This is a genomic window from Bacillus sp. PS217, assembly GCF_037963535.1.
In the GTDB taxonomy this organism is placed as follows: domain Bacteria; phylum Bacillota; class Bacilli; order Bacillales; family Bacillaceae; genus Bacillus; species Bacillus subtilis.
Genome location: NZ_CP150157.1, coordinates 3,953,827 through 3,970,520, shown reverse-complemented (window position 1 = coordinate 3,970,520; position 16,694 = coordinate 3,953,827). Strand labels below are relative to the sequence as shown.

The following is a 16,694-nucleotide window of genomic DNA, read 5'->3' as shown; positions in this document are numbered from 1 at the left end:
TCTATTCACTCATAATATCCTATTTGATCTTCTCCCCTCTGTAAATCACGTACTCACTCAATGCTACGATCAAGCTCATACATTTAGAAAGAAATAATCCCAATCAAAAGTGCGGCAATCGTCATCACAATCGTTGTTCCCACGGCCCATTTAATAGTGAATTTTTGATGGTCGCCAAAGCTGACGCCTGCCATCCCTACCAATAGATAGGTGGAAGGCACAAGCGGGCTGAGCAGATGCACAGGCTGCCCCAGCAAGGAGGCCCTTCCGATTTCAGCGGCATCTATTCCGTAAGCGGAAGCGGCTTCGGTGATGATGGGAAGGACACCGAAGTAAAAGGCGTCATTCGACATGAAAAAGGTGAATGGCATGCTGACGATCGCAGTGATCAACGGCAGGTGCGGGCCCATGGCATCAGGGATGAGTGAAACGAGAGAATGCGCCATGGCATCCACCATTTTTGTGCCGGAGAGAATGCCTGTGAATATGCCCGCAGCAAACACCATCGAGACAACGTTTAACGCATTACCCGCATGCGCCGAGATTCGTTTCTGCTGCTCTTTGACATTTGGATAGTTAACCATCAAGGCAACGGCGAACGCAGTCATAAAAAGAACAGGAAGCGGCAGCAGGCTGGTGATCAGTGCGGCCATCAGAGCGACAGTCAGCAGCAGGTTAAACCATTGAAGAGCGGGACGCTTGAGCGGTGGGGCCTCCGGATCGGAAGACGGTGCGTGATCAATCGAAATGACGCCGAGCCGCTTCCGCTCTTTCTTTCCGAGGATATAAGCAACGGCGATCACCCAGAGAATGCCGGCGATCATAGCGGGAATCAGCGGCGTGAAAACCTCTGACGTGTCCAATTTTAAGGAGGCCAAAACCCTCGCAGTCGGCCCGCCCCACGGGATAATATTCATAACCCCCGAACCGAGCATCGCTATTCCCGCTAACACCAAACGGTTCATGCCGAGCCGTTTGTAGAGAGGCAGCATCGCTGCAATGGTAATCATATAGGTTGTTGTCCCATCTCCGTCCAGCGAAATGGTCATGGTCAGAACCGCTGTGCCTACGGCGATTTTTAACGGATCTCCTTTGACAAACGATAAGATTTTGGCAATGAGAGGATCAAACAGGCCTGAGTCAATCATAATGCCGAAATACAGGATGGCGAATAACAGCATGATACCGGTAGGGGCGAGGTCTGTAACGCCCTGAATCATCATCTCGCCGAGATCTTTGCCAAATCCGCTGATCAGGGCGAACACAATAGGAACGACAATCAAAGCAATAAGAGCGGAAAGCCGGTTAGACATAATAAGGTACATAAAGACAATCATCATCACAAAACCGAGTATGGCAAGCATGATATGACCTCCCCTATTCAACAGCTTTTTTAGTAAGCGCTTCCATCCTTTCTTTCTGTGAAGAAGGCTTATTTCAAATGTGTATGACCGCATATTTATATGTAGACCAAAAATCCTAATGAGCGGATTAGCAGTTTATATGAAGAACGCCACGGGTAAATGTGCTGTAGAATGTTTCGTTTTAAAAAGGGGGAGCAGACATGAGTGATGACCAAAACAAACGTGTAAATGAACACTCAAAGGACGAGCAGCTTGAGCAGTACAGGACCGATAACAGCGGGAAGAAAATGACGACAAACCAAGGCTTGCGAGTGTCAGAGGATGAGCATTCGTTAAAAGCCGGGGTTCGCGGTCCGACGCTGATGGAGGATTTTCACTTTCGGGAGAAAATGACGCACTTTGACCATGAGAGGATTCCGGAGCGCGTTGTGCATGCGCGCGGGTATGGCGTGCATGGCTTTTTTCAGGTTTACGAACCAATGACGGAATATACACGGGCCAAATTTCTTCAGGACCCTTCGGTGAAGACACCGGTATTTGTCCGTTTTTCTACGGTCGCGGGTTCTAAAGGCTCCGCAGACACGGTGCGGGATGCCAGAGGCTTTGCGACAAAATTTTATACTGAAGAAGGAAACTATGACCTTGTGGGAAATAACATTCCGGTGTTTTTCATTCAGGATGCGATCAAATTTCCGGATTTGGTTCATGCGTTTAAGCCTGAGCCACACAATGAAATGCCTCAGGCCGCGACTGCTCACGATACGTTTTGGGATTTTGTCGCCAATAACCCTGAGTCGGCTCACATGGTGATGTGGACGATGTCAGACAGAGGCATCCCGCGCAGCTACAGAATGATGGAAGGCTTCGGCGTTCACACGTTCCGTTTTGTCAATGAACAAGGAAAGGCACGTTTCGTGAAATTTCACTGGAAGCCGGTGCTCGGCGTGCATTCTCTCGTATGGGATGAAGCGCAAAAAATTGCCGGGAAAGATCCAGATTTCCATCGCCGTGACCTGTGGGAAACAATTGAAAACGGCGGCAAGGTTGAATACGAGCTCGGCGTGCAGATGATTGATGAGGAAGATGAATTCAAGTTTGATTTTGATATTCTTGATCCGACTAAGCTGTGGCCGGAAGAGCTTGTGCCGGTGAAGATCATTGGGAAAATGACGCTGAACCGCAATCAGGATAATGTGTTTGCGGAAACAGAACAAGTCGCATTCCACCCGGGAAATGTCGTGCCGGGCATCGACTTTACAAATGACCCGCTCCTGCAGGGACGGCTTTTCTCTTATACAGACACACAGCTCATCCGTCTTGGCGGCCCGAACTTCCATGAGCTTCCGATTAACCGGCCTGTATGTCCATTCCATAACAATCAATACGACGGCTATCACCGGATGACGATCAATAAGGGACCTGTCGCTTATCATAAAAACTCTCTGCAAAACAATGATCCGTCGCCAGCGACAGCTGAAGAAGGCGGCTACGTCCACTATCAGGAAAAAGTCGAGGGCAAAAAAATCCGCCAGCGAAGCGACAGCTTCAACGATTATTACTCACAGGCGAAGCTTTTCTGGAACAGCATGTCTCCTGTGGAGAAACAGCATATCATTTCTGCTTTCTGCTTCGAGGTCGGGAAGGTCAAAAGCAAAGACGTACAGCGGCAGGTCGTTGATGTCTTCAGCAATGTCGATGCTGATTTAGCAGAAGAAATCGCCAAAGGAGTAGGCGTGGCGGCGCCCGCGAAGCGTAAAGCATCTAAAGAAATTCTTACTTCGCCTGCGTTAAGCCAAGCCCGTACAGTGAAAACCGCGTCAACAAGAAAAGTCGCTGTACTCGCCGGAAACGGATTTCATGAAAAAGAGCTGCAAACAGTGCTGGAAGCCTTAAAGCAAGAAGGAATCACAGTAGATATCATCAGTCAAAATCTGGGGTATATGACAAGCGGCAGCGGACAGCAGCTTGAGGCCAACGGCACGTTCCTGACGGTTGATTCTGTTCTGTATGATGCCGTCTATGCCGCAGGAGGACTGGAGTTAAAAGACAACAAACAAGCGATGGCGTTTATCAGAGAAGCTTACAATCACTACAAGGCAATCGGTGCGGCAAATGAAGGAATTGACCTTCTTCAATCCTCTGTCGGGACGACAGAGGGACCAGGCATCGTAACGGCTGAAGAAGAACCTGACTACGCCGCTTTCAGCAAGGCATTTATCGATGCGGTTTCTGCTCATCGCCATTGGGATAGACGAATTTGATCGGCTCCTGTATCTTTAAGGAAGATACTTTTCATAAGGAGCATGACAAATGAACGAAAAACAGCTCGCTGAAGCTAACGAACGCGATGAAAATATGATGATTTTGGTGTTTGCCCAGTGGTGCGTGAACCATGATCTTGATCCGATGGAGCTGTACGCCAAAGCGTATCCGCAGCAAAAGCTGAATGAAAGCTTGAAAAAAACCATGGACGATCTGGTCGTGCCAAAACACGAAGCAGAGCACATTCCGGACCAGACTGTCATTGCGGTATTAGAAATGTTCGGAAATACAGATTTGGCACAGGCCGTTCATGAAGCGATTTCTGGGCGCAAACAGTAAAAAAAGAGACATCCTGTGTCTCTTTTTTTATTGGAAAAATCATGCTGTTAGACCTAGAAACTTCTTTCGATTTAATCAGTCTATAAAAGTGTGTATTGCTTAAATAAGGGAATGATAAACAACGACATCAAAGGAGGAGATTGTATGAAATGGAATAAAATGATGAAAGCCGCGGGGATTGCAGTCTTGCTTTTTTCCGTAGTTGCATATGCGGCCCCATCTTTAAAAGCAGTTCAAGCGAAAACACCGACTGTCAGCACCCATACGTACAAAAAGATCAAGGAGTTAACGTATCCACAAGTGCATCACGTCGGGAATGCCGCGTTTGAAAAGAAAATCAATCAAGAGCTGAAAGCCTACATTGAACAATCGTATCAGGAATATCTGAAAAACAAAAAAGCAGGCGAACAGCAGGGCTTTAAAACCGAATATCAAGCATCCTTCAGCGTCAAATACAATGCGGCAGGCAAGCTCAGCATTCAAACACTTAATTATATCTATTCAGGAGGCGCCCACGGTTTAACGTCTGTCCAGTCCTTCAACTATGACTTGAAAGCACAAAAGCGGGTGACGCTGGATCAGATTCTGAACACCAAAACAAAAGTCAGCAAAACGAGAGATTACCTATATAGCTATATCAAAAAACACGATGAGCTGTTTTTCCCTGATGTTAAGAAAGAGGATATAACCCTAAACAAAGACACAATGTTTTACTTTACGGCAAACGGGATCGCCATCGTCTTTGGCCAATATGACTTGGGGCCTTATGCAGCGGGAATCCGGAATGTGCAGGTGCCAGCCTCTATTTATCAATAATGAAAAGAGCCATATCCGAAAAGGGATATGGCTCAATGTTTCTACCACACAAACAGGCCGACAATCGCAGCACTTAATAAAGATACTGCAATTCCGCTGACGAGCAGCTTCCACACGTTTCTCCCGATGACCGTTGACTTTTCTCCGTCAAGGATCGAATTGTACGTGCCGTAAATCATGCCGACCGTACTGAAGTTTGCAAAGGACGTCAGGAATGTCGTCGCCACCGCAACGGTGTGAGGCGGAAGGGATTTGAGATTGTTTTTCAAGTCAAGCATCGCAACAAACTCGTTCGTTGCTAATTTCATGCCCATCAGCTGAGCAACATACATCGCATCGTGCACTGGCAGTCCAAGCAGGAATGCGAACGGACTGAACAGATAAGCAAAAATTGTCTGGATGGTCAGGCCATGTACGAAAACGCCAAGAATGCCATTAACTGCTGACGTTAATGCGACATATCCGATCACCATTGCCAAAATAACGATAACCATGTTCATGCCGACAAGCATACTGTTAGAAATCGTAGAGAAAAAGTCTTTCTTCTCTTCTTTAGGCGGTGTATAGATGATATCTTCATCCTCCGGCACGTGAACAGGATTCAGCAGGTTTGCGATAATCAGCGCGTTTAAGCAGTTCAAAGGAATGGCTGTAAACACGTATGTCGCAGGCACCATTGAAAGATAAGATCCGATAATGGAGCCGCTGATGCTGCTCATGCTCATTAAACCGAATGTGAGCAGGCGGTTGTTGCTTAAAACCGTAAGCTGCTGGCGGATGACCGCAAGTGCTTCGGTATTTCCAAGGAACATCATTTGAATAGAGAAAAAGCTTTCTAATTTCGGCAAGCGGGAAGCCTTTGAAATCACCCATCCGATTTTATCAATCAGCCAAGGCAAAATGCCGAAATACGTTAAAATATCAAAGAATGTGACGATAAAGATAATTGGAAGAAGCGCACTAAAGAAAAAGTCTACTGTTTCATTCGCCATCACTGACGGAAAGGCAAACGCGATACCGTCACTGGCGCAAGCAATCAGCCAAGTGAAGAAATCACCGATTTTACCGATGGCCCAGCTTCCGACTTTTGTTCCCAGCATAAACCAAGTAATCAGCAATTCCAGAACAATTAACGTAATGATCGGGCGCCACTTGATTTTCTTTTTCTGCGGAGAACATAGGAATACAACTGCCATAATCACAATGAGACCGACAAGGTTTAGTAAAAAGTACATGATAGCAACTCCTATGAGGGTTATTATGGAAACAAAAAAAGCTCTTATCCTTCACAAATTCTGGAAGTGCAGAAAGTGTGAAAAATAAGAGCAAACAGAAAAGAACTTGTCCTTTTCAACTCGTTCAAATTTATTCAAACTTTCTTGTAGTCTAGTTTTTTACGGTTACTAGGTAGAAACAATCAGACCATATTACTGATCATATACAAGAATGTCTTTTTCTAAGATGATAGCAGTATTTTATCCTTTCACTTTTTGAAAATCAACCTTTTTAACTATTTTCACAATAATAAAATTTATATTCTAAAATGAGAAAATAAAGGAAAAACATGCTGGATTGCTATGCTGATATGATGTTGGCGGGATACCAGCATGTCAGTACTGATTTTTCTTCACTATAAGGTTCTAGCTCCTGGAGATTTGTTGTATAATGGAAATGGGGAAACCATACAGCAGAAAGGGAGTTTTTTTCATGATTATCCAATTCATTCGTTATAGATAATGACAGGTGTAGACAAACTGCCAGACCTGGCCAATTTTTGAGATAGGCCTAGGTTTATTTGTCTATGCCTTTTTCATTTATCTAAAAATGAATGAATGGGGTGTTTTTTATCATGAAGCGAACAGTTGATTTCAGCATGTTTCGATGCCCGCTCTGCGATTCTTCTATGGATGCGGCATCAGGGAAAAGCTTGATTTGTACAGAACGAGGACATACATTTGATCTATCTCGGCACGGCTACGTGAACTTTCTGACGAAGCCGGTCAAAACTAGTTACGGTACTGAGCTTTTTGAAGCGAGGAGCAGGCTGATTGGAGAATGTGGTTTTTTTGAGCCGCTCCATGATGCGGTTGCAGAACTCATCAGTCATCCCAAATCTGGTCATGAGGCATTCACCATCCTGGACAGCGGTTGCGGTGAGGGTTCTCATTTGAATGCGCTTTGCGGGTTTGATTATGCAGGGAAAGCAGCGATAGGAACCGGCATAGATCTTTCGAAGGATGGGATCTTAAAAGCTTCTAAGGCATTCAAAGATCAGATGTGGGCGGTTGCCGATGTGGCGCGTGCTCCTTTTCATGATCGTCAATTTGATGTTGTGCTGTCTATTTTTTCGCCGTCCAATTATGCAGAGTTTCATAGACTGCTGAAGAATGATGGCATGCTCATAAAAGTAGTGCCGCGAAGCGACTATTTAATAGAATTAAGGCAATTTTTATATACTGATTCACCAAGGCGCACGTATTCCAATACGGCAGCAGTTGAGCGTTTTACAGCAAATGCAGCACACAGCCGTCCTGTCAGGCTGCGCTATGTTAAAACGCTTGACCAGCAGGCAATTCACTGGCTTCTCAAGATGACGCCGCTTGCCTGGTCGGCGCCGAAAGATCGAGTCAGCCTGCTGAAAGAGATGAAATCAGCCGATATTACGGTTGATGTTGATATCCTAATAGGAATGAAATGAATGGCAGAGGAAAGCTCCGAAAAAAGGAGCTTTCCTTTTTTAATCGGAATAGTTGGCCCACGCTTCTCGTACATATGGAAAGGGGACGGAAACAGCCGATGCGGACAGGTTTTTGTAAACGCTTTCTAGTTCGCGGAAACGGGGGATGTGTGTGTGGAACTGATCATCATTCTATTGGCGTTAGGTTTGCTGATGTTTACGGCGTATCGGGGATTTTCTGTCATATTGTTTGCGCCGATTTGCGCGTTATTCGCGGTGCTCCTGACAGATCCAAGCCATGTGCTTCCTTTTTTCTCATCAATTTTTATGGAGAAGATGGCGGGTTTTATTAAATTGTATTTCCCAGTGTTTTTGCTCGGTGCCATTTTTGGAAAGGTCGTTGAAATGGCCGGGCTTGCGGCATCAATCGCGAAAACAATTGTCCGGCTTGTCGGGGCAAAAAGAGCGATACTTGCCATTGTGCTGATGGGCGCTGTCTTGACGTACAGCGGCGTCAGCCTGTTTGTTGTCGTATTTGCCGTATATCCTTTTGCGAAAAACATGTTTCAAGAAGCAAACATACCGAAACGCCTCATCCCGGGAACGATTGCTTTAGGTGCTTTTACGTTTACGATGGACGCACTTCCGGGGACGCCGCAAATCCAAAATGTCATCCCGACGTCGTTTTTCAAAACAGACATTTATGCCGCCCCTTGGCTGGGCTTGATGGGCGCAGTGATTGTGCTGGCAGCTGGGATGCTCTATTTGGAATCAAGGCGGAAGAAAGCGCAGGCATCTGGCGAAGGCTATGGCGGTTTTGATTCGCAGAATGCTGCTGCTCCTGAATCGATTGAGTCCGCGGCTGAACCGGACAAAAGCCCGATTCGGCACGCACTTGCCTTTGTCCCGCTTATTCTCGTCGGTGCAGTGAATAAATATTTTACCATTTACCTGCCAAAGTGGTATCCGAATGGATTTGATTTTTCTTCCATAGGATTAAAGGAGTTCGGCAGGCTTGATATTTCTTCAGCGGCTGCTATTTGGTCGGTGGAGATTGCTTTAGTGATTGGCATCATCACAACGTTTTTATTTGATTGGAGAAGTGTGTTTGCCCAATTGAAGGAAGGGCTGAATGAAGGGATTGGCGGCGCCTTGCTGGCATCTATGAATACGGGTGCCGAGTACGGGTTCGGAGGCATTATCGCCGCGCTGCCGGGGTTTCATAAGCTGAGCAGCGGAATTTCACATACTTTTACCGATCCGCTTGTAAATGGCGCCGTTACGACAACTGCGCTGGCGGGAATCACCGGCTCGGCTTCAGGAGGAATGGGCATTGCGTTAAGCGCGATGTCAGAACAATACTTACAGGCGATTCAGGCTTACAATATTCCGCCAGAGGTGATGCATCGGGTCATTTCAATGGCATCAGGCGGGATGGATACACTGCCGCATAATGGCGCCGTTATCACGCTTCTGGCCGTGACGGGTTTGACCCACCGGCAATCCTATCGCGATATTTTTGCGATCACGCTCATTAAAACGGCTGCCGTATTTGCTGTGATCGCGATTTACAGCCTGACTGGTCTAGTGTAGAAGAAAACGAAAGGAGTATCAATATGGGAAAAGTGCTGTCATCAAGCAAGGAAGCTGCGAAACTGATTCATGATGGGGATACGCTGATCTCGGGAGGGTTTGGGCTGTGCGGCATCCCTGAACAGCTCATTTTGTCTATAAGAGATCAGGGAGTAAAGGATTTGACCGTTGTCAGCAATAACTGCGGAGTCGATGACTGGGGGCTTGGTTTGCTTCTGGCTAACAAGCAAATCAAGAAAATGATTGCTTCCTATGTCGGTGAAAATAAAATTTTTGAGCGGCAGTTTTTAAGCGGAGAGCTTGAGGTCGAGCTTGTTCCCCAAGGAACGCTCGCTGAGAGAATTCGTGCAGGCGGTGCAGGCATACCGGGATTTTATACGGCGACAGGCGTCGGCACCTCCATAGCCGAGGGAAAAGAACATAAAACATTCGGCGGCCGGACTTATGTGCTGGAGCGAGGCATTACCGGCAATGTGGCGATCGTCAAAGCGTGGAAAGCGGACACCATGGGCAATTTGGTTTTTAGGAAAACGGCGAGAAATTTCAATCCCATTGCCGCCATGGCAGGCAAGATCACGATTGCCGAGGCGGAAGAAATCGTGGAAGCAGGAGAGCTCGATCCAGATCACATCCATACACCGGGAATTTACGTACAGCATGTCGTGCTTGGCTCGAGCCAAGAAAAACGGATAGAAAAACGAACAGTTCAGCAAGCATCGGGAAAGGGTGAGGCCAAGTGAAGGAAGCGAGAAAACGAATGGTCAAACGGGCTGTACAAGAAATCAAGGACGGCATGAATGTGAATCTCGGGATTGGAATGCCGACGCTTGTCGCAAATGAGATACCTGACGGCGTTCACGTCATGCTTCAGTCGGAAAACGGCTTGCTCGGAATCGGCCCCTATCCTCTGGAAGGAATGGAAGACGCGGATTTGATCAATGCGGGAAAGGAAACGATCACTGAAGTGACGGGCGCCTCTTATTTTGACAGCGCTGAGTCATTCGCGATGATAAGAGGCGGGCATATCGATTTGGCTATTCTCGGCGGAATGGAGGTTTCGGAGCAGGGGGATTTGGCAAATTGGATGATCCCCGGCAAAATGGTAAAAGGGATGGGCGGCGCCATGGATCTCGTCAACGGGGCGAAACGAATCGTTGTCATCATGGAGCACGTCAATAAGCATGGTGAATCAAAGGTGAAAAAAACATGCTCCCTTCCGCTGACAGGCCAGAAAGTCGTACACAGGCTGATTACGGATTTGGCTGTATTTGATTTTGTGAACGGCCGCATGACACTGACGGAGCTTCAGGATGGTGTCACAATTGAAGAGGTTTATGAAAAAACAGAAGCTGATTTCGCTGTAAGCCAGTCTGTACTCAATTCTTAATGGGAAGGTGTTTGACATGAGAAAACAAGTCGCCTTGGTGACAGGGGCTGCCGGCGGAATCGGATTCGAAATGGCAAGAGAATTCGCCCGGGAAGGTGCCAGCGTCATCGTTTCAGACCTCCGTCCGGAAGCATGTGAAAAAGCAGCCTCCAAGCTTGCAGAAGAAGGCTTGGACGCGGCGGCCATTCCGTATGATGTGACAAAGGAAGCGCAAGTTGCTGATACGGTGAACGTCATCCAAAAACGATACGGTCGCTTGGATATACTGGTGAACAATGCCGGTATTCAGCACGTCGCTCCGATTGAAGAGTTTCCGACAGACACCTTTGAACAGCTGATCAAGGTCATGCTGACGGCCCCCTTTATTGCAATGAAGCATGTTTTTCCGATCATGAAAAAACAGCAGTTTGGCAGAATCATTAATATCGCGTCTGTTAATGGATTAGTCGGCTTTGCAGGGAAATCCGCTTATAATAGCGCCAAGCACGGCGTCATTGGACTCACAAAAGTAGGGGCGCTGGAAGGCGCGCCCCACGGCATAACAGTCAATGCGCTCTGTCCGGGTTATGTCGATACCCAGCTTGTACGCAATCAGCTTAGCGATCTATCGAAAACTAGAAATGTCCCTTACGACTCTGTACTTGAACAAGTCATTTTTCCGCTTGTGCCGCAAAAGCGACTGCTTTCCGTCAAGGAAATTGCGGATTATGCCGTGTTTTTGGCAAGCGAGAAGGCGAAGGGCGTCACTGGGCAGGCTGTCGTCCTTGATGGGGGCTACACCGCACAATGACATAAAAAACACACTTGCTCCGCTAGGGAATCAAGTGTGTTTTTTCTTTTCTTATTTCCAAACATCATTAGCGATCTCAACCACATGGCGGAGCTTCGCCCATTGCTGTTCTTCAGTCAGCTTGTTGCCTTCCTCAGTTGAAGCAAATCCGCATTGAGGGCTGAGGCAAAGCTGGTCTAAGCTTACATAACGGGACGCTTCTTCGATACGGCGTTTCACGTCATCCGGATTTTCAAGCTCACCGAATTTAGATGTCACTAAGCCAAGAACAAGCTGAAGATCAGACCGTTTTACGTAACGGAGCGGCTCAAATCCGCCTGAGCGTGAATCATCATACTCTAAGAAAAGTCCGTCAAGATTCAAGCCGTCAAAAATGGTTTCGGCTGCTGCGTCATAGCCGCCTTCCGCTGTCCAAGTGGACTGGAAGTTGCCGCGGCAAATATGCATGGTTACCGTCAAGTTATCCGGGCGGTCTGCAATCGCGTCGTTAATCGATTTCGCAAACAGCTGACGAAGCTCATCAGGCGTTGTTCCGAACGCTTCGATTTGTTTTAAGCCTTTTTCAGATAAGAAAACGGCCCACGCTGTATCATCAAGCTGAAGGTAGCGGCAGCCTCTGTCATAAAACGCTTGAATCGCTTTTTTATATGCTTTGGATACATCATGCTGGAAAAGGTGATAGTCGTTTTTGTATGCACCTTTTTCCAATTTCCCGCGGAAAAACAGCATATTCGGGCTTGGAATGGTCATCTTTGGCGTCGCGTCACCGGCAATGCTATGGAGAAATGAGTAATCTTCAAGCATTGGGTGAGTTGAAAAGTCGATATCGCCTGTGACTTTAATGCCGCGTGCTTTTGTCTGTACGTTATGGAATTGAATGCCTTGCTCAGGAGTAAACGGCTCAACGCCATCTAAGTTTTCCAGGAAATCAAAGTGCCACCATGCTCTGCGAAATTCACCGTCTGTCACGACGTTCAGGCCGATTTCCTTCTGTTTTTCCACAATACGGATGATTTCATCGTTTTCAATTTGGCGAAGCTGCTCAGCGGTAATTTCGCCGGCCGCTTTTTGCAGCCGCGCTTTTTTGACGGGCTCAGATCTCAGCAGGCTTCCGACTTGATCCGCGCGAAACGGCGGTTTTTTTCTTTGAAGTGATTTTTGTTCTGCGGGTGTTGTTTGTTGTGACATGTTGTCCATTCCTTCTTTCCATTCAAATATAAAAAAGCTCTTCCTTTGGATAAGGAAGAGCTTGCGTGACAATCTCAACCTTATCTTCAAGAGCAATCATTGCTCTAAAGGATTTAGCACCATTCTGTTAAACAGCGGTTGCCGGGTATCGCAGGGCCAGTCCCTCCACCTCTCTTGATAAGGAAAACCTTTTTATGAAATTTTCTGATAGTATCTATTATTCACACATTTTCTATTTCTGTCAATGATAGATTATCTCCACACATCGTTGGCAATGTCGATGACATGGCGAAGCTTTGCCCATTGCTGCTCCTCTGTCAGAAGGTTGCCTTCTTCTGTAGAGGCGAAACCGCACTGCGGGCTCAGGCATAGCTGGTCCAAGCTGACAAAACGCGCGGCTTCATTGATACGGCGTTTCACATCCTCAGGATTTTCAAGCTCGCCGTATTTCGATGTGATCAAGCCGAGCACAATTTGCAGATCCTTGCGCTTCACAAAACGGAGCGGATCAAAGTTTCCGGAGCGGTCATCATCGTACTCCAAGAAAAGGCCGTCAAGGTTTAAGCCGTCCAAAATCGTTTCCGCTACAGCGTCGTACCCTCCTGATGCCGCCCAGGTTGAGCGGAAGTTGCCGCGGCAAATGTGCATTGTTATCGTTAAATCGTCAGGCCGGTCTGCGGCGGCATCGTTAATTGTTTTGGCAAATATGGCTGGCAATGTTTCTGGATCACCGCCGAGCGCCCGGACAACCTCTCTGCCTTTTTCCTCAAAGAAGAGAGACCATGACGTATCATCGAGCTGAAGATAACGGCAGCCAGCATCATAGAAGGCTTTGATTGCTTTTTTGTACGCTTGGGCCAGATCATGAAAGTATTCCTCTTGATCGTCATAAATCCCTTTATCCGCCTTTTCGCCAAAAAACAGCATATTTGGGCTGGGAATGGTCAATTTTGGCGTCGCGTTACCGGCAATCTCATGTAAAAATTGATAATCAGCGAGCGCTGGGTGGCTCGTAAAATCGAGTTTTCCCGTCACTTTGATGCTGCGCGCTTTCGTTTTTGTGTTATGGAACTGAATTCCCTCAGCCGGGATGAACGGTTCCACACCGTCAAGCCCTTCCAGGAAGTCATAATGCCACCAGGAACGCCGGAATTCCCCGTCTGTTACCACGTTGAGACCGATTTCTTTTTGTTTTTCCACGATGCGGGTGATCTCTTGATTTTCGATATCACGAAGCTGTTCCGCTGTCATCTCACCAGCCGCTTTTTTTTGCCGGGATTCCTTCACCGGAACGGAACGAAGCAAACTGCCGACATGATCGGCGCGGAAAGGTGCTTTGCGTTGTTTTTCTGTTTTTTGTCCTGCAACATTCGTTTGTTGAGCCATGTTATTCGCCTCTTTTCTGAAATATTGAGCATGTAAAAAGCTCTTCCTTTGTGAAGGAAGAGCTTGAACGATCAAATCTCCGCCTCATCTGCAAGAACGCAATGTTCTTAAGGATTTAGCACCATTCTGTTTGAAACAGCGGTTGCCGGGTATCATAGGGCCAGTCCCTCCACCTCTCTTGATAAGGTACAACTTCATATTCAGATTTCAATTATCTTAATATTATTACTTTTGGATCAATTGTCAATGCTTTTTAGAAAATACTTTCATCTTCATCGTTATATAAAACCATATCAAGCACGATAGCGATGGCAGTGCAAATCAGAACATCTTCCTCGTTTGCAATCTGCAAGTGATAGGAATCACCCCAACTGAGCCACTTTTTGCTCACTGACATCCGGACATTTTCCCCGTCCGTCAGCTGGAATTCATCCCTCCATAAATCACCATCGATTTCCCAGTTAAGCCCGGAAATCACAAATTTCGGTTTGAAAAACGTTACTTTCTTCGTTACCTCACAAACTGTTTTCCCGCCAATTGAAATCTCATAGCGCGGCAATAAAGACATTAGTTTTTGTTCTATGGAAACGAGCGTTTTCCCAGATGAGTCTGTCATTTGTAATGAGTCTCCTAACGAGAAAAAACGCCCCTCCACCTTGAATGTTTCTTGTTCATCCCGGTCATAAATGTGAAATGCATCTTTAAATGAGAACATTTTTTGTTTCATAAATAACTCGATCATTGCTGAAGTCTCCTTTGGGTTTGCCTTGTATGAAATTACGGATATGTGGCGAAAAGGTTTCAGGCTCTAAATCAAAACAATTTTAAAAGGCTGCGTGATTCAGCAGCCTTTTCGTTTGAAATATAGAATTAGGAAAGATGCATCCGGCGTTTTTGGCGGATGGCGTCAAGGTCGATTAGGTTGTTGTGATGAGGTGCGGCTGCTGGCAGAGGGCTTGTCTTTTGCGGTTTGCGGCGATTGTCCTTGCTGAAAGAAAAAAGAAGATAGCCGCATAATGCGATGATAATAAATAGGATCATATTACATACCTCCCAAAAAAAGTTTTGGTACTCTCTATTGTACGGATAAAATGCCAAAAAGTATTCAAAAAATTCTAAATCAATAAATAACAAGAAACTGTCCCTCTAAAACAGTATTACCTGATGACCTGAAAATAGTCTTGAATTACGCTGTTTGCTCTTGTTGATGATTGGTTCTATAGTTACTATCGACGATAAAATAAATTACTTTATATAACTTTTAACCTAAGTTTACGTAATTCGAATTGCCTGTTTTTGGGTGCTGTTTTCTTGCTTGTTTGGTTTATACCCTATTTTGCGGAATTGAACACAAAAAACCCAAATTACGGAGCATTTGGGCGGTACGGGTGAATACGGATTGTATTTAGGGGATTTGAATGTTTTATTTGAAGAAGCGTTTGAACATTTTTCTGATTTTTTGAAATGGGCTGGATTTCTTTTGCATGTTAAGCGGCCTGGAAATGATCCATTTTTTCAAGAGACTCTTTGCAGCGATTGCATGTTTTGTCATTGTTTTTCCTCCTCATTTGTTAATACTTGTTTTACGGAGGACGCGTTTAAAATGTTTCACTTTCACACAAAAAAGCCAGTCCTTTTTTGGACTGGTTTTTTGGCATTAGGCTTGCGCTTCAAACTGCTTTGCAATCTCAACGATAACATTTACGGCTTTGACCATGTTGTCAACTGAGATGTATTCAAATTTGCCGTGGAAATTTTCCCCGCCTGTAAAGATGTTTGGCGTCGGAAGCCCCATATAGGACAGCTGCGATCCGTCGGTGCCGCCGCGGATGGGAGAAATCTTCGGTTCGATGCCGAGGTTTTCCATCGCTTGCTTGGCAATGTTGACGATTTCGATGACAGGTTCAATTTTCTCTCTCATGTTGTAGTATTGGTCGTTCATATCCAGCAGAATCCTGTCTTGTCCGTATTCGTTTTGAAGTTCTTCAACGACACGCTTCATTGTTTCTTTTCTGTTTTGGAAATTCTCTTTGTCAAAGTCTCTAATAATGTAGTGGAGCTTTGTTTCCTCTACGTCTCCTTGAATCGACAGCAGGTGGTAGAAGCCTTCATAGCCTTCCGTATATTCAGGCGCTTCGTCTGCCGGCAGCAGGCTGTTCAGCTTCATCGCGATTTTCGCAGAGTTGATCATTTTCCCTTTTGCCGTGCCGGGATGTACGTTGTTGCCTTTAATCGTAATTTTTGCGGCAGCGGCATTGAAGCTTTCGTATTCAAGCTCGCCGAGCGGCCCGCCGTCAACCGTGTAGGCAAAGGAAGCATTGAACCGTTTCACATCAAATTTGTGCGGCCCTCTTCCGATTTCTTCATCAGGCGTAAAGGCGACTCTGATCGCGCCGTGCTTGATTTCAGGGTGTTTGATGAGGTAATCCATGGCTGTCATGATTTCAGCGATACCGGCCTTATTGTCTGCGCCGAGAAGGGTAGTGCCGTCTGTGGTGATGAGTGTATGGCCCTTATAGCCAGACAGCTCAGGGAATTGATCAGGTGACAGGGTGACCTGCAGCTGTTCGTTAAGAACGATGTCTTTTCCATCATAGCTTTCGATGATTTGCGGATTCACGTTTTTGCCGGTAAAGTCTGTAGCGGTGTCGACGTGAGCGAGAAAGCCGATTGTCGGCACGTCTTTTTCAGTATTGGAGGGAAGAGTTGCCATGACATAGCCGTTTTCATCAATGGCTGCATCCTGCATGCCGATGGACTTCAATTCATCAACGAGCATGTTTCCTAATGTCAATTGGCCGGGTGTGGAAGGACAAGTGTCAACGGATTCATCGGACTGTGTGTCGACTTTTACATATGTAGTAAACCGTTCAATGATTTCTTCTTTCATTT

The 16,694-nt window shown here is 46.2% G+C and carries 16 protein-coding genes and 3 riboswitches; of the genes, 8 read left to right on the top strand and 8 right to left on the bottom strand.

Annotated elements, in window-relative coordinates; translation table 11 throughout:
• Positions 1 to 83 precede the first annotated feature (83 nt).
• Entirely contained in the window at positions 84 to 1,364 is a 1,281-nt protein-coding gene (citH, locus tag NSQ83_RS20550; protein WP_069703588.1) for a citrate transporter CitH, read from the bottom strand.
• 200 nt (positions 1,365 to 1,564) lie between these two features.
• On the opposite strand from citH, the gene NSQ83_RS20545 reads away from it, so the two are divergent.
• The 3 genes from NSQ83_RS20545 to NSQ83_RS20535 all read left to right on the top strand — a co-directional run bounded on the left by NSQ83_RS20545 (position 1,565) and on the right by NSQ83_RS20535 (position 4,781).
• Positions 1,565 to 3,625: a catalase gene (locus tag NSQ83_RS20545; protein WP_069703589.1), complete on the top strand. Its 2,061-nt coding sequence runs from the start codon at positions 1,565 to 1,567 to the stop codon at positions 3,623 to 3,625.
• 49 nt (positions 3,626 to 3,674) lie between these two features.
• Positions 3,675 to 3,965, top strand: a complete 291-nt coding sequence (locus NSQ83_RS20540; RefSeq protein ID WP_069703590.1) for a hypothetical protein — start codon at positions 3,675 to 3,677, stop codon at positions 3,963 to 3,965.
• Between the two features lie 144 nt (positions 3,966 to 4,109).
• Positions 4,110 to 4,781 carry a DUF3298 and DUF4163 domain-containing protein gene (locus tag NSQ83_RS20535; protein ID WP_069703591.1) on the top strand — a complete coding sequence of 224 codons (672 nt, stop codon included), beginning with the start codon at positions 4,110 to 4,112 and terminating at the stop codon, positions 4,779 to 4,781.
• A gap of 41 nt (positions 4,782 to 4,822) precedes the next feature.
• On the opposite strand, the gene NSQ83_RS20530 is transcribed toward NSQ83_RS20535, so the two are convergent.
• A complete protein-coding gene (locus NSQ83_RS20530) occupies positions 4,823 to 6,016 on the bottom strand; it encodes a NupC/NupG family nucleoside CNT transporter (RefSeq protein WP_003227216.1) in 1,194 nt (397 codons plus the stop codon).
• Positions 6,017 to 6,143: 127 nt separating this feature from the next.
• Positions 6,144 to 6,245: riboswitch (purine riboswitch) on the bottom strand.
• Between the two features lie 385 nt (positions 6,246 to 6,630).
• Between NSQ83_RS20530 and NSQ83_RS20525 the strand changes: the two genes are divergently transcribed.
• From NSQ83_RS20525 to NSQ83_RS20505, 5 genes are all read left to right on the top strand, one after another.
• On the top strand, positions 6,631 to 7,479 hold the full coding sequence (locus tag NSQ83_RS20525) for a methyltransferase domain-containing protein (protein ID WP_069703592.1): 849 nt from the start codon (positions 6,631 to 6,633) through the stop codon (positions 7,477 to 7,479).
• A gap of 153 nt (positions 7,480 to 7,632) precedes the next feature.
• Complete coding sequence (locus NSQ83_RS20520) at positions 7,633 to 9,051, top strand: GntP family permease (protein WP_063334897.1); 1,419 nt, start codon at positions 7,633 to 7,635, stop codon at positions 9,049 to 9,051.
• A 23-nt stretch (positions 9,052 to 9,074) separates the two neighbouring features.
• Positions 9,075 to 9,791 (top strand): CoA transferase subunit A, encoded by a 717-nt coding sequence (locus NSQ83_RS20515; protein WP_204551400.1) that lies wholly within the window; start codon positions 9,075 to 9,077, stop codon positions 9,789 to 9,791.
• Complete coding sequence (locus NSQ83_RS20510) at positions 9,788 to 10,438, top strand: CoA transferase subunit B (RefSeq protein ID WP_017697224.1); 651 nt, start codon at positions 9,788 to 9,790, stop codon at positions 10,436 to 10,438. The genes NSQ83_RS20515 and NSQ83_RS20510 overlap by 4 nt, the downstream gene beginning before the upstream one ends.
• Positions 10,439 to 10,454: 16 nt before the next feature.
• A complete protein-coding gene (locus NSQ83_RS20505; protein ID WP_134991709.1) occupies positions 10,455 to 11,228 on the top strand; it encodes a 3-hydroxybutyrate dehydrogenase in 774 nt (257 codons plus the stop codon).
• A gap of 51 nt (positions 11,229 to 11,279) precedes the next feature.
• Here NSQ83_RS20505 and NSQ83_RS20500 read toward each other — a convergent pair whose 3' ends face one another.
• The 6 genes from NSQ83_RS20500 to pepT all read right to left on the bottom strand — a co-directional run bounded on the left by NSQ83_RS20500 (position 11,280) and on the right by pepT (position 16,692).
• The gene (locus tag NSQ83_RS20500) at positions 11,280 to 12,416 is read right to left on the bottom strand and encodes a 5-methyltetrahydropteroyltriglutamate--homocysteine S-methyltransferase (protein WP_204551399.1); all 1,137 of its coding nucleotides are present in this window, start codon (positions 12,414 to 12,416) and stop codon (positions 11,280 to 11,282) included.
• A 77-nt stretch (positions 12,417 to 12,493) separates the two neighbouring features.
• Positions 12,494 to 12,600, bottom strand: a riboswitch (SAM riboswitch).
• 68 nt (positions 12,601 to 12,668) lie between these two features.
• Positions 12,669 to 13,802, bottom strand: coding sequence for a 5-methyltetrahydropteroyltriglutamate--homocysteine S-methyltransferase (locus NSQ83_RS20495; protein ID WP_204551398.1), 1,134 nt, complete (start codon positions 13,800 to 13,802; stop codon positions 12,669 to 12,671).
• A gap of 81 nt (positions 13,803 to 13,883) precedes the next feature.
• Positions 13,884 to 13,990: riboswitch (SAM riboswitch) on the bottom strand.
• A 65-nt stretch (positions 13,991 to 14,055) separates the two neighbouring features.
• The gene (locus NSQ83_RS20490; RefSeq protein WP_032725093.1) at positions 14,056 to 14,544 is read right to left on the bottom strand and encodes an LURP-one-related/scramblase family protein; all 489 of its coding nucleotides are present in this window, start codon (positions 14,542 to 14,544) and stop codon (positions 14,056 to 14,058) included.
• A gap of 128 nt (positions 14,545 to 14,672) precedes the next feature.
• Positions 14,673 to 14,936 (bottom strand): hypothetical protein, encoded by a 264-nt coding sequence (locus NSQ83_RS20485; protein ID WP_010886640.1) that lies wholly within the window; start codon positions 14,934 to 14,936, stop codon positions 14,673 to 14,675.
• Positions 14,937 to 15,225: 289 nt separating this feature from the next.
• Entirely contained in the window at positions 15,226 to 15,354 is a 129-nt protein-coding gene (locus tag NSQ83_RS20480) for a hypothetical protein (protein WP_003227241.1), read from the bottom strand.
• Between the two features lie 105 nt (positions 15,355 to 15,459).
• Complete coding sequence (gene pepT / locus NSQ83_RS20475) at positions 15,460 to 16,692, bottom strand: peptidase T (RefSeq protein ID WP_069703597.1); 1,233 nt, start codon at positions 16,690 to 16,692, stop codon at positions 15,460 to 15,462.
• Positions 16,693 to 16,694 lie beyond the last annotated feature (2 nt).

Excerpts from the sequence above, each read along its gene's own strand:
- citH (WP_069703588.1), bottom strand. The coding sequence starts at position 1,364 with ATGCTTGCCATACTCGGTTTTGTGATGATGATTGTCTTTATGTACCTT.
- NSQ83_RS20545 (WP_069703589.1), top strand. The coding sequence starts at position 1,565 with ATGAGTGATGACCAAAACAAACGTGTAAATGAACACTCAAAGGACGAG.
- NSQ83_RS20540 (WP_069703590.1), top strand. The coding sequence starts at position 3,675 with ATGAACGAAAAACAGCTCGCTGAAGCTAACGAACGCGATGAAAATATG.
- NSQ83_RS20535 (WP_069703591.1), top strand. The coding sequence starts at position 4,110 with ATGAAATGGAATAAAATGATGAAAGCCGCGGGGATTGCAGTCTTGCTT.
- NSQ83_RS20530 (WP_003227216.1), bottom strand. The coding sequence starts at position 6,016 with ATGTACTTTTTACTAAACCTTGTCGGTCTCATTGTGATTATGGCAGTT.
- NSQ83_RS20525 (WP_069703592.1), top strand. The coding sequence starts at position 6,631 with ATGAAGCGAACAGTTGATTTCAGCATGTTTCGATGCCCGCTCTGCGAT.
- NSQ83_RS20515 (WP_204551400.1), top strand. The coding sequence starts at position 9,075 with ATGGGAAAAGTGCTGTCATCAAGCAAGGAAGCTGCGAAACTGATTCAT.
- NSQ83_RS20505 (WP_134991709.1), top strand. The coding sequence starts at position 10,455 with ATGAGAAAACAAGTCGCCTTGGTGACAGGGGCTGCCGGCGGAATCGGA.
- NSQ83_RS20500 (WP_204551399.1), bottom strand. The coding sequence starts at position 12,416 with ATGTCACAACAAACAACACCCGCAGAACAAAAATCACTTCAAAGAAAA.
- NSQ83_RS20495 (WP_204551398.1), bottom strand. The coding sequence starts at position 13,802 with ATGGCTCAACAAACGAATGTTGCAGGACAAAAAACAGAAAAACAACGC.
- NSQ83_RS20490 (WP_032725093.1), bottom strand. The coding sequence starts at position 14,544 with ATGATCGAGTTATTTATGAAACAAAAAATGTTCTCATTTAAAGATGCA.
- NSQ83_RS20480 (WP_003227241.1), bottom strand. The coding sequence starts at position 15,354 with ATGACAAAACATGCAATCGCTGCAAAGAGTCTCTTGAAAAAATGGATC.
- pepT (WP_069703597.1), bottom strand. The coding sequence starts at position 16,692 with ATGAAAGAAGAAATCATTGAACGGTTTACTACATATGTAAAAGTCGAC.